Origin of the sequence: Singulisphaera photorubra (assembly GCF_045290345.1) — a bacterium.
Lineage (GTDB): Bacteria > Planctomycetota > Planctomycetia > Isosphaerales > Isosphaeraceae > Singulisphaera.
Genome location: NZ_CP155447.1, coordinates 8,443,512 through 8,458,611 on the forward strand (window position 1 = coordinate 8,443,512; position 15,100 = coordinate 8,458,611).

Below are 15,100 nucleotides of genomic sequence, written 5' to 3' on the forward strand. Positions count from 1 at the left end.
GACTGTGCCCGCGCTACGGGAGGAATCAGACCTCGCTTGGGGAGGGCGTTGTTTTCCAGGGATCAATTGGGATCGGAGGCCAGCCAGTCAAGGTCGAACCGAGCGAGCGTGATTCGCTCGTACGGTCCGCGCTCGCCTCGTTCATAGAGGCAGCCGACACCCCGTCCGGCCAGGCTTGCCAGGCACGAGTAGGCTGACGGGCCTGCGTGAAGGGGCTTGTGTCGCGGCCAGGTCCTTCCCCCATCGTCGCTCAGACGCACCGTCATCAGTTCGCGCTTGGCGCTGGCCGGATTGGAAAAGAGCAAGCGATTCGACATGCGTCCTTGCTCGTCTTTGAGCGAGATCAGGCTGGCCTGACAGCCGGGTTCGATCAAGGTGAGATCCAGGCTGGGGGGTGTCCAGGTCAAACCGCCGTCGCGGCTGGTCGAGATCGCCCGGCCTTGCCCTCGTTTCGGCGGATGATTGCGCATGTTCAGCACAAGAGTTCGATCGCTGAGCTCGGCGACCTGGCACTCGTTGACTCGCTCACCCGCGACCCCGCCCAGTTTCCAGGTCGCTCCGTGGTCGTCGCTGTAGATCACGTGCGAGCGACCGATTTTGCTCTTGGCGAGAAAGTGGTCGCAGGGGACCACTATGCGCCCGCTCTCGAGTTGAATGGCAACACCGGGACCGGTCGCGTACCAGGTCCAATCGGGAGGTTTGACCTGCTTGGTGATCTCAACCGGGGGCGACCAGGAGAGTCCCTCGTCGCTACTCTTCATCACCCAGACAGACCTTGATTCTCGACTCGATCCATCAAGGATCTGGGGTTCCTTGTCCTGCCCGTTGTTGCGGGTCATGAGCATCCAGATCGTCCCCGTTTCGCGGTCGACCACGGGGCACGGATTCCCCATCGTGTGTGGGCCGTCGTCGGCAATCACCTGCAAGGGTCCCCAGGTGGTTCCTCCATCCGTACTTCGGCGCTGGACCAGGTCGATATCTCCGCTGTCGCCGCTCGTGTGTTTTCGCCCTTCACAGAAGGCAAGCACCGTGCCTCTCGGGGTGACGAGCAGGGAGGGGATGCGGAAAGACTTGTATCCATCTTGCCCGGCCACGAAGATGTCGAGTTGCGTGAGCCCATCGCGTTGGCTCTTGGCAGGTTGCGTGCCGCGCGTTGCTTCAGAGGGAGTCTGCGCGAAGGTGACGTTCTGGTCTGTCCCAAAACTGCCGACGAACCAGGCGATCAGGAGCGCATGCTTGAGGGATCGACGTCGTAGAAATTTTCGCATTGCTTCAACCGTTTCTTTCTTGATCCAGGCGTTCCGGTCGATTCCATCCGAGATCGGTCAGCCCAGGATTTCATTCACGACGCGGCAGGGCTCTACCCCGGACAGGCGGGCGTCGAGGCCCTGGAACTTGACCGAGAATTGCAGGTGGTCGATCCCCAGGAGCTTGAGCATCGTCGCGTGCAAGTCGTGAACGGTGACCACGTTCTCGATGGCGGCATATCCGAACTCGTCGGTCTTCCCGAAGCTGAAACCCGGTTTGATGCCTCCCCCGGCCAGCCAGATCGAGAAGCCTTTGTTGTGATGGTCGCGTCCGTTTCCCCCTTGTGACATGGGAGTGCGGCCAAACTCACCCGCCCAGACGACCAGGGTGTCTTCGAGCATCCCGCGTTGCTTCAGGTCGAGGATCAAGCCCGCACAGGCGCGGTCGACCTCCTGGGCCTTCAGGGTAATCCCCTCTTTCACGCCCCCGTGGTGGTCCCAGTCCTTGTGATAGAGCTGGATGAATCGGACGCCACGCTCGGCGAGCCGCCGCGCCAGCAGGCAATTCGAGGCGAACGAGCCGTCCCCCGGCTGGCAGCCGTAGAGGTCGAGGATCGACTTCGGTTCGGCGGCGGTGTCCATCAAGTCGGGGACCCCGACCTGCATCTTGAAAGCCATTTCGTACTGGATGATCCGGGTCGCGATTTCGGGGTCGTCCACCAGCGAATCGAACTCGGCGTTGATCGCGTTGACCGACTGAACGACGTCGCTCTGCTGGTCGCGGGACACGCCCGGCGGATTGCTGAGGTAGAGGACTGGATCCCCTTTGCCTCGGAGGTGAACCCCTTGATAGCGACTTGGCAGGAGGCCCGCCGACCACTGGCGAGCGGCGATCGGCTGATTCTGTCCGCCGCGACCGAGCGAGGTCAGCACGACGAACCCGGGGAGATCCTCAGACTCACTCCCCAGACCATACAGGACCCACGAACCCATCGACGGTCGGCCGGCGATCTGTGAGCCTGTATTCATAAACATGTGGGCGGGGTCGTGATTGATCGCGTCGGTCGTCATCGAGCGAATGATGCAGAGTTCATCCGCGACCGAGCCGATGTTCCCGAACAGGTCACAAATCTCCGCGCCTGACTGGCCGTACTTTTTGAACTGAGTTTGAGGTCCGAAGCAGACGAGCTTCTGCCCTTGAAGCTGGGCGAGTTGCTGCCCCTTGGTCAAGCTCTCGGGCATGAGCTTGCCGTCCATGGCCGCGAGAGCGGGCTTGTAGTCGAGGGTCTCGAGGTGGGACGGGCCTCCCGCCATCGTGAGCCAGATGACCCGCTTGGCCCGGGGCGCATGGTGCAAGGGATCGACACCGCCTCGCGGTGACGCAGCCAGGAGCGCGGGATTCAACAACGAGCCCAGCGCGACCCCGCCGACCCCCATGGCGGTTCGCGACAGAAAACTGCGCCGGGTCACCCGCATTGAGTCGTCTGCGAAGTTGCGTCTCATGGCGATCAATTCCGGGTGATGGTTTCGTGGAGGTTGAGGAGCACGCGGGCCGCGTTGGTCCAGGCGGCCAATTCGGCCGTGCTGATGCCGGCTGGTTGGGGCGACTGGCCAACCATGAGAAACGCTCTTGCGGCCGGTTCGTCATTCTCGAACTGTTGCCGATGGCGCTCGACCAGCGGGATCAGGCGGGCCAACTCCTCAGGGCGTGGCGGCCGTTGCAAGGCCTGCCGCCAGGCCCAGTCGATCCGGGCGGCTGGGTCGGTTCCCCCTTCTTTGATCATCCGTGTCGCGAGCACCCGCGCGGCCTCCACATAGGTGGGGTCGTTCAAGAGCACGAGCGCCTGCTGGGGGATATTCGATCGGCTTCGCTCGGCGGCGCACTCCTCCCGGCTCGGCGCATCAAAGGCAATCATGCTGGGATGAGGGAACGAACGTTGCCACCAGGTATAGAGGCCCCGGCGGTACTCCCCTGCCCCGCGATCGGCGACGTACTGCCGGGGCGGAAAGTTTAGATTCTCCCAGTAGCCGTCCGGTTGATACGGTTTGACGCTCGGCCCACCGACCTCGTGGACCAGCAGGCCGGCAACGGCAAGGGCATTGTCGCGCACCAGCTCGGCCGGGATCCGGAACCGGCTCTGTCGGGCCAGTTCCCGATTTTCTGGGTCGCGGGTGAGCATCTCCTTCGAGGCGGTCGAAACCTGCCGATAGGTTCGACTGGTGACGATGGTTCGTACCAGTCGTTTGACATCCCAGCCCGAGTCCACGAACTCGCACGCGAGCCAGTCAAGCAACGGCTGATTCGCCGGCCACTCCCCTTGCGATCCGAGGTCGTCCACCGTTTTGCAGAGGCCGATGCCGAAGAATTGCTTCCAGAGCCGATTGACGAAAACGCGTGCCGTGAGTGGGTTTTCCCGCGAGACCAGCCAATCCGCGAGGTCGAGCCTCGTGAGCGTACGATCCTCGTTGGTCCGTTGGGGCGTCAAGTACTGAGGAAGCGCGGGGCGTACCCGTTCTCCAGTCTCATCCAGCCAGTTCCCTCGAGGCAGGATTCGCACCGTGCGGGGCGTTTTCATCGCCTTCGAGACCATGCACCGGGGCAACGATTTCTCGTAACTTGCGAGGGCCCGCTCTGCCGTGGCCAGGGCGTCCCGGAGCGGGCGGATTTCGGGTGAGATCACGCGATAGTGCGCGGCCAACGCGTCCCGTTGCGCTGCCGTTCGATGGTCCGGGGCGATCCGGATCGCCTCGAAGACGCTGGAAGGGGGAATCATCGTCCGAGGGGCACGGACAGGAGGTGCCCACGTGGTGGCCAGGAGTCGAAACCGGCCGAGCGTGTGATCGGTCCCGTGCTGATGCTGCAACGTCAGCGTCAATGCGGTGGGTGTGCCATCACCGAGGGGCCTGGCGGTTTCGAAGACGATCGCATTGTCCGTCTCCGTGGCCCCCGCGATTGCCCACCCATTATTCGGCCCGTTTTTGCCATCGATCGCCGAGACGGCGGGAAAGCCCGACTGCTCGAAGGTGGCCGAAGCGTGCGCCAGGGCCACCGGTTTTCCCTGAACGTCGGTGACGCGGAATTCGGTCAGCACGAAGTTGCCGTTGCCCGCGCGTCCCGGCCCTTTTGTGGAGGGCGAGGAATCCACCAGGGCGTCGAGTCGCAGTCCTCGAATGTCTTTCAGTGGGGCTTTGAACGTGAGCTGGTACGTGTCGTTGCCGCTGCGCGACTTGCCTTCGACCTGAACGACCCCGTCGGCCCCTACGTTGAGCTTCGCCCCTTGGGTGGCGACGGCCGTTGCAGGATGAAGCACGATCCAGTGGTCCGTTTGACTCGCCTCGGCCAGAACCGCCTTTTCCCAGGCGACTTGGCCGGCCGTAATCAGGGCTCCAGGAGCCGCGAGGCGAGCCTTGGCCTCTCTGACGTTGGCCTCAAGCCTCGCCCGTTCTTTCGCCTGCTGGGCATCGGTCACAATCATCCCGGGCTCGCGTTTGCCGATGATCGGTTCCTCGATGTCGGCGAAGAAGGCGCCCATCGAATAGAAGTCGGCGGCTTTCGCGGGGTCGTACTTATGATCATGACATTGGCAGCAGCCCAGGGTCTGGCCGAGCCAGACGGTTCCGACAGCCCGAACGCGGTCGGCCAGCATCCTTGCTTCGTAGTCCTTGGCCTGGGCTCCTCCTTCCTCGGTGGTCAGGAGGAGCCGGTTGAAGCATGAGGCCACTTTCTGTTCCTGGGTCGAACCAGGTAAGAGGTCGCCGGCCAGTTGCTCGATGGTGAATTGGTCGAAGGGGGTATTGCGGTTGAACGACCGGATCACGTAGTCGCGATAGGGCCAGACGTCGCGCGGGGTGTCGGAGTGATAGCCGATCGTATCGGCGAACCGAACGACATCGAGCCAGTCGATCGCCATCCGTTCGCCGTAGTGGGGGGAGTTCAAGAGCCGATCGACGAGTTTCTCATAAGCATCGGGTGAGTTGTCATTGATGAAATTGTCGACATCTTGAGGCGTCGGGGGGATGCCCACCAGGTCGAAGGAGAGTCGGCGGATCAAGGTCCGGCGATCGGCTTCGGCCGAGGGGGGCATTCCGACCTTTGCCAGTCGTTGCTCGATGAGCTGGTCGATCCCTTGAGGGCCGGTGGGGGCCTGGGGCCGGACCGGCACTTCGTAGGCCCAATGCCCTTTGTAGACCGCGCCCTCGTTGATCCACTGTTTCAGTTTTTGCTTCTGCTCGGGGGTGAGCGACTTGCGAGATTCGCGGGGGGGCATGACCTCGTCGGGCTCATCGCTAAAGATCCGCGCGACGAGTTCGCTTTCTTCGGGCTTGCTCGGAACGATGGACCCGAGTTCCAGGGCTGAGTCGCGGAGATCGAGCCGCAAGTCGGCCTTACGTTGGTTCTTGTCAGGGCCGTGGCATTGATAGCAGTTTTCAGAGAGGATCGGCCGGATGTCGCGGTTGAAGTCGATCGCTTCGGCCTGGGTGGGCGGTTCCACGGAGGTTGCTGAGCGACCGATGATGAGCAACGACAGCAGAGCGAAGGCGGCGACGCTCGCAGGTCCGAACCGGGCCGCCTGTGCGCTTCGTGCGAGTGGGTTGGTGATACGTCGCATGATGAGTCACGGATCCGGTTCGGGATTGAGAACTTTGGATCGCCAGTTGATTTGACCTTGGAGCGTTACAGCGGCTTGGTCTCTCTCCTTGGGAACGCGGGCGCCCTCGCCTGCAACTCAATTCCAAGCATTTGAATGCAATCAAGAGCGTGCGGGGCGTCCGCGGTCCCAGGGAAGACCGATTTACTTCGCCGATTTCACGGTCGGGACCTGGGCCTTGGAATCGCCTGGTGGCTTGGCCAGGCTCGCCTCGGGCGCTCGACTCATGAGGTACGCAAACAGGTTGCGGATCTCCGGGTCGGTGAGCTTGGTCATCAGGCCGTCGGGCATCAGTGAGATCGGCAACGCCTGGAGCGTTTCGATCTCGTCGCGGTTGACGAGCGTCGTTTGGTTATCGACCCCGCGGAGGGTGACGGTCCGGGTGTTCTGGTCGTGGATCAGGCCGCTGAGTGTCCTGCCATCGTTCGTGAACACCGCGAAGTTCGTGAATTCCTCGCGGATCGCCGCGCTCGGGTCGGCGATGGCCAGCAGCAGGAAGTCGAGATTCGTCCGTTCGTAACCCGTCAGGTCGGGCCCGGCGTCTCCTCCTTCACCGAACAGTTTGTGGCAAGTGGCGCAATTCTTGGTGAACACCTCGCGGCCGGCGCTCAGATCACCGCGACCGTCGCGCACCAGAGTCTGAAGCCGCTGGATCAGCTTCTGGGTCTCTGCCGGAGTGGCTCTGGTTTTGCCCCAGAGCGTGTCGATGCGTCGATCAATTTGCGGGTCGTGATGCAGGCGCATCTGCTGCACGATGTCCATGGGAATCGTGCGGTGATCGATCGTCGAAGCGTCGATCTCGTTCAGGAGCGCGACCGTCCAGTTCTTTCGGCTCGCCAGCAATCGATGGGCCGTGCTGCGGAGCGCCTGCTCGTCGGGGAGCGTCGAGTGATACTGTCTCAGGACGACCTGGCCGACGGTCGGGTCGTCGTAGTTCATCAACGCTTCCAGGGCGACACGCTTAATTGCATGGGATGATGAGGTTGCCAGCAAGTTCTTGAGCACTCCAACCGCCTTGGGCTGGCGCAACTGGCCGAGGATCTCGATGTAGGCCAGCCGGGTCGGCCGATCGGCCCGCTCGTCAGCCACGATCTTGATCGCTTGCTCCACCGACTCCGCCTTGCCGAGCCTCAAGCCCAGGGCCAGGTCGGACTTGCCGAGACTCTGCTGGTACTTATCCAACGCCTCGGCCAAGGCGGGGGGCAAACCGCTGATTTTGCGGCCGCGGAACGCCTCCATCAGCCCGACCATCAGTCGGGTCGTTTGCTCCTGTCCTGGTGACATCGCCAGCAGTTGAGCGCAGGTCTCGAGGTTCTCGGGACCCCCTGCCATCGCGTACCGCTGCATCAAGCGTTCGAGGACGAAGCGATCGACGATCGGCAAACGCCAGATCGCCTTGTCTTGAAACAAGGCGCGGACCGCTTCGCGATCGGACTCGGTCTTGGCTTCGAGGGCCCACCAGAGCAACAGTGGGATGTGCTTGTCGTCAATGTCCTCAGTTCGCGCCAGCAGAACCCGAACGATCGGTAGCCCTTTGGAGGCAGGGAGCCGCTTCGCGCTGGAAGCAAGCTGAGAGCGGACATCTCGATCGGACTCGGTCTGAGCCAGGGCCGTGAGCTTGCCGGCGATTGGGTCCGAGACGTCTTTGCCGTCACCCAGCAGGCGGATCGCCCAGCGGCGCACGTTCGGGTCGCGATGCCCAAGCGCACGGGTCGCCGCGTCCTCGTCGAACTTGCCCGACAGGTTGAGTGCCCAGAGGGCGTCAAGGGCGTGGGGGTTCTCGTCGTCGCCCGCAAGCTTGCGAAGTTGAGGAATCAGGGTTTCGTCGTGACGATCGCCCAGTAAGAGCAAGGCTTGCCGACGCTGCCACTTGTTACTATGTTTCAGCATGTCGACGAGTTGCACGCCGCTCAATTTGGCGAGGTTGAAGGGGGCGATCGGCCGGCTTCCCTTCGCCTGCAGCCGGTAGAGTCGTCCGCTTTCCTTGTGCCAGTTGTCCCGAGGGTCGACGTGGCTCAAACGGCTGTCGTACCAGTCGGCCATGTAGACGGCTCCGTCCGGACCCACTTCGAGGTCGACGGGCCGGAACCAACGGTCATTGGTCACCACGATGGGGGGCAGGTCGACGGTGCGATAAGTGGAGGTGTCACGCAAGAGCCGGCTGGCGAGGACGCGGTTGTGGAGCGCGTCGGCCGAGATCACCGTGCCATTGTATCGAGGGGGAAATGCGCCTCCTTCGTAGATCGCGAACGTCTGGCTGAATCGCTCCGGGAAGCCTTCGTGGAGCATGTGGTGGTAGTAGCCGAAGGCATAGGGGTTGGTCAAGGGGCCGTGCTTGCCCCAGTTCTTCTCGGCGTAGCCCCCCTGGACATAATGCATGCCCCGGGTGTTCCCACCGTTGGTGCCCGAGAAGACCCGGCCGACCGAGTCGATTTCGAGGCTGAACGTGTTGCCGCCCCCCTCGGCGTAGATCTCGAAGACCTTCGTCTCGGGATGATAGCGCCAGATCATCTGGCCCTTGAAGTGGACGTTCTTGGTGACGGCGGAGTTGATCGTGCCGGTGGTCGTGCTGCCGTTGGCGCCGTAGATCCAGCCATCGGGCCCCCACTCGAGATTGTTGGTCACCGAATGGGTGTCTTCCAGGCCGAACCCGCTGAGGTGGACCGTGGGGTCGGCATCCGGGACGTCGTTACCGTCGGCGTCGGGATAAAAGAGCAGGTAAGGCGGATTGAGGACCCAGATGCCACCGCGGCCCACCAGTACCGAAGAGACGATGTTTAATCCCGTGAGCACGTCTTTGATTTTGTCGTAGGAACCATCGCCGTCGGTATCCTCGAGCACGGTGACCTTATCGGCCCCGGGCACATGGTGGGGCGGAGGGGGCGGGACCTTGTCGAACACCGCGCGGAGATACTGGTCGTACTTGACGACCTTGAGGCCGGCCGGGAACGGATACTGGAGATACTGCACGACCCAGAGCCGTCCGCGTTGATCCCAGGTCAGGTCGAGGGGCTGGCGGATGGCCGGCTCGGAGGCAAGGAGCTGGAGCTCGAGGTCGTCCGCAACCTGGAACTTTTTGAGGGTCTCGGCGGGCGATGTGGGAAGTGACTCGTCGCCGGTCACACCTTTCCCCTGGAAGCTCCGAATCATTCGCTCGACCTGCTCGTTGGCGGCGAGCCCGTCCTTGTACTTGTCTCGCGCGTTCTCCTTTTTCGTGGCCGCCGGCCGGTTCAAGGCCCAGTGGATGGCGTTGGACAGCAAGCGATTGAACGCGGGGAGCTTGAAGTCATCGGGGTGGCCCAGCGACGTGTAGAAGACCCGTGAGTTCTCCTGGAACCGATTCGTCCATGCGACCGGGTAGCTAACGGCTTGCCCCTGATCGACGGTCTGGCCCCGGAGCAACACGGTCGTCTTGGATCCGAGATCCACCGACTTGTAGAGCGATCCGGCTGAGTGGAATGAGGCCGAGGGGAGGCCGGCGAGGAGTTCCTGTTTCTCGGCTCCAGGGGCGATCGAGACGTCGGTTCCTGCCTGATTCGGGAGGTCGCCCGCATAGCGGCCGCCAAGCACCGCCACATCGAAGTCGGCCCATTGCGCATGATTCGCCGGGGGCGAACCCGAACTCAGGGCAAAGGCATGGCTCGACGTGCGGAGGGCGACCAACGGCTTGCCCGCTTCGAGATAGCCGCGGATCAGGGCCAATTCCGCTTCGGGGAGGGTGCGACGCCGCACGCTCAGCACGAGTAGATCCGCCTTCTTCAATGCGTCCAGGCCGGGAAAATGGTTGGGGTCGTTCGGGTCGGGTCGGATGATTGTCGTGCGGAAGCCGGGGGATGCCAGTTCGCGTTGGATGAACTCAGGCAGCGTTTCGCCGGTGCGGTATCCCTCCTCACCGATCAGGAAAACGAGGTGAGGAACCGGAGCCGGCTCAGCCGCGCGAGTGGCGGAACCGAAGCCGACCAAGGCCATCCCAACCCACGCAAAAAGCAATCGCCTGATGCATATCCAAGGCTGAGGCATCTGAGTCTCCGGTGATGCGTCGAGGACCGGGGGGGACTGGCTCTTGGGGGAACGTTGCCGGGAGCGATCTACGTGTTCACTCAGGTTACCGAGTGCTGAGTCCAGCGGACGGAACGTCCGCTGGACTCGGGAGGCCTTAACTCAGATTCAAAATGAGGAAGATGTTCAGGAGACCCAGGCGGGTTCCCATCCCTTGCGGTACGGCTTCGTAAGCATCTCGTTCGCCGGGGAGTGGTTCGTAATCTTGAGCGCGTCGGCGTCCCAGCGCAGTTCTTGCTCGGGGTTGCGGATCGCGATCGATCCGAGCATCACGGTCTCGGTCAACGGGCCGGAGTAGTCGAAATTCGAGGTGGTCTGTCCCTCTCCGCGACAGGCATCGGCCCAGGAGACATAGTGGTCGCGCTCGGGCACGGTCTCGATCTTGAATTCCGCGAACCGGTCTTCCGGAAGCAACCGAGGGGCGGCGACGTGGGGGATGATCAGCGATCCTTTTTCGCCGATCAGCAACGAACCCGCGGTGGGGAGCTTGGTTCCTTCCTTCAGACCGAGAGCCTCGTGCGGGGGGAAGTGCCCCTCACCGTCGTACCACGTTAGTTTGAGCGTTTGGCCCGCGGTTCGTGCGGTCCCCGGGAATTCATACTGGACTTTAGAACGGCGGACCCAGAGATCGCTCGGGAGCGGAGGCGCTTCGCCTCGGATTGTGGTCGGAGCCGTCAACTCCAGGGACTTGAAGACGGGGTCGAGGATGTGGCAAGCGAAGTCGCCGATCTGCCCCGTGCTGAAATCCTGCCAGGCACGCCAGTTGAAGTCATGATAGATTTTTTCCTTGTACGGCCGGGTCGGCGCGACGCCGAGCCAATCGTCCCAGTGCACGTTCGTGGGGACCGGGTCGCTACCGGCCGGGCGTTCGTCGACCAGCATCCAGATCAACGGGCCGCTCTGCCAGGAGTGGACCTCCTTGACCTTGCCGATCACGCCGTCGTGGACGAGCTTGACGGCCGTGCGATAGGCGGAGTGCGACTGGATCTGGTTGCCCATCTGCGTCACGACGCGGGCCTTGGTGGCCGCAAGACGCATCTGCCTGGTTTCAAAGACCGTGTGGGCGAGGGGCTTCTGACAGAAAACATGCTTGCCCAACTGCATCGCGGCCAGCGAAATTGGCGCATGCATGTGATCGGGTGTGGATACGATGACGGCGTCGATATTGCGGGCGTTATCCAGAACCTTGCGCCAGTCGAATTCCTTGGCCGCTTTGGGGTACTCCTTGGCCGCTCTTCCGAGACGGTCCGGACCTTCGTCGATATCGCAGATCGAGACGATATCGACATGAGGACTGGCGGCAACCGACGTGATCCGACCACCCCTTGCCCCAGACGCCGATCGCCGCGACGCGAAGCCGCTCATTGGCTCCGTAGACCCGCGACCACCCGGCTGCACTCAATACCCCCACGCCACCGGCGACGACGGATCGCTCCAAAAAGCGACGACGAGAAATCGGCTTGGACATCATGGAACACTTCTCCCAATTCCGTCGGATCGAACCCAAGCGAGAGCCAATGCCCTCTCGTCTGATCGGTAAGCAGGCCTGACGACGATCGCGCGAGGCGACCAACTCTCAAATCGCTGATAATCAAGGGACCCGGCACGGGGTTGCCCTGTTTGTGATTCACGATATTGTTTCACAGTCGTCGAACAAAAGCGACGGGCCAACGGTCGAAGTTTGCCCTCTTGTTGAAGGTGAAGGGCGCTCTCGGACCAGAGCAGAGCGGCCCGTCGGCGGAGGATTCGATCGAGCCGAATGTTCCCGCCGGTTTAGGTCGAGGAACGGGGGCCGAGGACCCTTGTCGCGTTTCCCGACCCGATGGCGCGGAGTTGATCGGCGTCGAGTGCGGACTCCTTGAGTTTCAGGGCCGCCGACTCAAAGTAGAAGAACGGCGCGTGGGAACCAAAGAGAACACGGTCGACCGGGATCTTCTGGAGCAGGTCGCCGACCCCGCCGACGAGTTCCAGCATGGCGATGTCGAATGTGATGTTGCCGGTCTTCGCCAGCGCCTCGAGTTTTTCGCCGCGCAGGCTTCGGAAGGCGTTGAGCAGCACCAGTTGCAAGTGCGGAAGGCGTTTCGCGTGTTCAAGGAGGGGGGTGGGATCGACGTGTTTCACCAGTACGAGCGGGTGCTGGGTGCGTTCGTCCTCCATGGTCAGAGGAATCTGAACGATGAGCTTCCGTGCTGCGGCCAGGTCGAGCAACTTGACGAAGTCGGGGTCGTCGAGCTGGTAGCCGTGATAGTTCGGATGCAGGCGAAGGCCCACCATCCCGTGTTCCTCCTGGCAGCGGCGGACATCGTCCTCCCAGTCGGGCAGCTTCGGATTGACGGCGCCGAAGGGGAGGAGCAGGCCCTGACCGTGCGTCCGGCAGGCGGCGGCGAGCCGCGTGTTCACTCCGGCCAGATCGCGGTGCAGGATCGCGTCGAAACTACCGGCCCAGGCCTGGCTGACCCGTTGGCGGCGGAGCTCGGCGACCAGGTCATTGATCTCGTCGCCGGGGAGCCGACGAAACGGCCAGTGCGAGAGTGACACGTTCACATCAATGAGTGGGCTCGGTGCCTCGCCGTTCACGGGGGCGACCGGAGCCGGGTCGGCATTGGCCGCCCGCAACCGACGAGTATCGACCAGCGCTTCGCCGGCCAAGGTTCCCACCCCCAACGCGCCTGCTTTGAGAAAGGTTCGGCGATCGACCGGTTCGGAGGAAGCCGGGGTTCGTGTCGTCATCGCGATCGGATCCTTTCCCCTGGGAATTTGAGGTTGCAGAGGCTCGTTGATCTGGGTTTGCTCGCTCATAAGAGGGTCAGACCTTGATCCCTTTGGCTTCGAGGATGGGCGTCAACTGCCGCCGCAGGTTGCCGGCCAGGATCAGCCGCCGGGGCTCGTCGGGCAAGTTGGCTCCGTAGACCTTGGCCAGTTGCGAGGCGAAGCTTCGGCCTCCGGCATCGCTGCCGTAGAGGATGCGTTCGGCCCCCAGCTCGCGCATCGCCATCTCGACGAATCCATTGGTCGGGTCCGAGCCGGCAAGGTCGATCGAGATCGACTTGTAAGGGCGGATGGCGCGGATCCCGAGTTCCCAGATGCCTCCGGTGTGGCCGCAGACCAAGGGGACTTCAGGATGCCGCTTGGCCAGTTCCACGAGGTCGTTGGGACTCGACTCGCCGGGATAAGTGGTTCCGTCTGTTTTGAACCAGGTGTGCTGGAAGATCACGGCCTTGAGCGCAGCGGCTCGCTCGATGATCGGATCGAGTTCGGGTGCGTTGCACTTCTTGGCGACCCAGAGCTTGATGCCGACCATCGGGCCGTCGCGCACGCAGCGATCGATCTCCGCGAGGCTGGCTTTCACGTGCTCGCCGCTCACGTAGACGAACCCGAACAGGCGGTCCGGGTAGTGTTTGAGGACTTCTAAGACCTGATCGTTCTCCACCCGAAGTTTTTCCGGGGTTGGGTTTTGCGACCAGGGCATGCCCATGTAGAGACAGAGCCGTTCGATCCCGACTCGGTCAGCGTAGCGGAAGATCTGTTCGATCCGCTCCAGAGGGGTGCGGCCGGGCACTCCCGACAGATGGCAGTGCAAGTCCCAGATAACATCCGGCATCAACGGGAGCCTCCCGAGCCTCATGAACGCCTGTAAGCTGCGAGCGGCTCTAGATGACGGCTCGCGCGGCCGAAAGTCAAGTTGCTGCCTGTTTCGATCGAGCGTGAGAAAAAAATTTGCATTTGGGAGGCGGATTGGGAGCAATAGAAGAGTAGAATGAGAGGAATAGGTTCCCTCTGAAGGCACGTGTGGGGCGGATGCTCAACCAACTCAGCGACGCAAGCTTACTGGAACGCTTTGTCACCTCTCGCGAGGAAGATGCGTTCGCGACGTTGGTGCAGCGGCACGGGCCTCGCGTCCTCGGTGCCTGCCGGCGGATCCTCCGCAACGAGCATGATGCCGAAGAGGTTTCTCAGGCCACGTTCCTGGTCCTGGCACGCAAGGCGGGCGACATCCCCTGGCGAGAGTCGGTGGGGGCTTGGCTCTGCGCGGTGGCCCATCGGCTGTCATTGAACGCGCGTGCCGGTGTTTCGCGTCGCTCGCGCCATGAGCTGCCCGTGGCGGCCTTGGTGCCGGCCGGGGCAGACCTGGGTTATGCCTCGTTTCCGGAGGAGTGCCACCCCCAGGCCGACCCGTTTGCCGAGATCGCCCGTCGCGAGCTGCGGCGGGTGCTTGATGAGGAATTGTCCTGCCTGCCCGAGAAGTATCGTGCTCCGATGGTGCTCTGTTACCTGGAAGGGCTGACCAACGAGGAAGCTGCGCAGCAGTTGGGTTGGCCCTCCGGTTCGATGTCGCGGCGGCTGGAGCGGGCCCGAACGATACTTCGGCAGCGGTTAGCGAGCCGGGGTTTATGGCTCGGCCTACTCCTTGTCTTGACCGTGACGGTCTCTCTCAGGGCCTTGCGAGTCTCTCCCCGGGAGGGAGGGAATGCCTTCGTGATGGTTCGTGAGGCGATGGAGCCGTTCAAGACGCATGAGGAGGGGGGCGAGGACTTACAGCGTCTCCTGGCCACGCTTAGCCGGTCTGACGAGCCGGTTCCTTCGTTGCTTGACGCCATGGTGGTCGCCCGGCGCTCGGCCACGATCGCCGAGCGAATCGAGAAGTTTGATCCGGGGACAGACCGCGCGAAGTGGGTCCTGTACACTGCCGGGATGCGTCAGTCTGCCAACGAGATGGCCGAAGCGGTTGAGCGCGGCGATTCGTCCGACGTTGTGGCGGCGGCCCGCCAGTTGAACCAACGCTGCATTCAGTGTCACGTGGCCTTCCGACTTGATTGAGCGTGGGAATCCGCCGGCCCTTGATCTGGAATCAAGCTCCGGGCTAAGCGGAGGGGGCGCGTTGTCATCGTGCGCCGCTCGTTCCCTCGGGGGGATCGGCTCGCGGTACCCCGTTGTCGCGCGGTCGCCCCAGCGCTAAACTGGCCGGTGAAGATCGACTCCGCTCCTGTCGACCTCATCCGTGCGAACTTGGGACATTCGGGTCGTCCGCCACGGCTCGACTTGCGCCTCGTTTCCGATGGTCGAAGGCTCCCGGCGGATTGTCTGCTCTTCCCCCTCTGGGGGACGATCCCTCCGTCCTTGGTCCTCTTGCGAGATCACGAAAGG

7 protein-coding genes and 1 pseudogene are annotated in these 15,100 nt (G+C 62.9%); 1 reads left to right on the forward strand and 7 read right to left on the reverse strand.

Translation table 11 applies throughout. The features are described from left to right. Positions 1-62 precede the first annotated feature (62 nt). From V5E97_RS31755 to V5E97_RS31785, 7 genes and pseudogenes are all read right to left on the reverse strand, one after another. Positions 63-1,268: a sialidase family protein gene (locus V5E97_RS31755; protein WP_406695560.1), complete on the reverse strand. Its 1,206-nt coding sequence runs from the start codon at positions 1,266-1,268 to the stop codon at positions 63-65. A 57-nt stretch (positions 1,269-1,325) separates the two neighbouring features. Beyond that, complete coding sequence (locus V5E97_RS31760; RefSeq protein WP_406695561.1) at positions 1,326-2,750, reverse strand: DUF1501 domain-containing protein; 1,425 nt, start codon at positions 2,748-2,750, stop codon at positions 1,326-1,328. 5 nt (positions 2,751-2,755) lie between these two features. Further along, positions 2,756-5,857, reverse strand: a complete 3,102-nt coding sequence (locus tag V5E97_RS31765) for a PSD1 and planctomycete cytochrome C domain-containing protein (RefSeq protein WP_406695562.1) — start codon at positions 5,855-5,857, stop codon at positions 2,756-2,758. A gap of 183 nt (positions 5,858-6,040) precedes the next feature. After that, positions 6,041-9,916, reverse strand: a complete 3,876-nt coding sequence (locus V5E97_RS31770; protein ID WP_406695563.1) for a DUF7133 domain-containing protein — start codon at positions 9,914-9,916, stop codon at positions 6,041-6,043. Positions 9,917-10,081: 165 nt separating this feature from the next. Next, positions 10,082-11,426: pseudogene (locus V5E97_RS31775) on the reverse strand (Gfo/Idh/MocA family oxidoreductase). A gap of 302 nt (positions 11,427-11,728) precedes the next feature. Then, on the reverse strand, positions 11,729-12,685 hold the full coding sequence (locus V5E97_RS31780) for an amidohydrolase family protein (protein ID WP_406695564.1): 957 nt from the start codon (positions 12,683-12,685) through the stop codon (positions 11,729-11,731). A gap of 76 nt (positions 12,686-12,761) precedes the next feature. Beyond that, entirely contained in the window at positions 12,762-13,556 is a 795-nt protein-coding gene (locus tag V5E97_RS31785; RefSeq protein ID WP_406695565.1) for an amidohydrolase family protein, read from the reverse strand. Between the two features lie 197 nt (positions 13,557-13,753). On the opposite strand from V5E97_RS31785, the gene V5E97_RS31790 reads away from it, so the two are divergent. Continuing rightward, a complete protein-coding gene (locus tag V5E97_RS31790; RefSeq protein ID WP_406695566.1) occupies positions 13,754-14,773 on the forward strand; it encodes a sigma-70 family RNA polymerase sigma factor in 1,020 nt (339 codons plus the stop codon). Positions 14,774-15,100 lie beyond the last annotated feature (327 nt).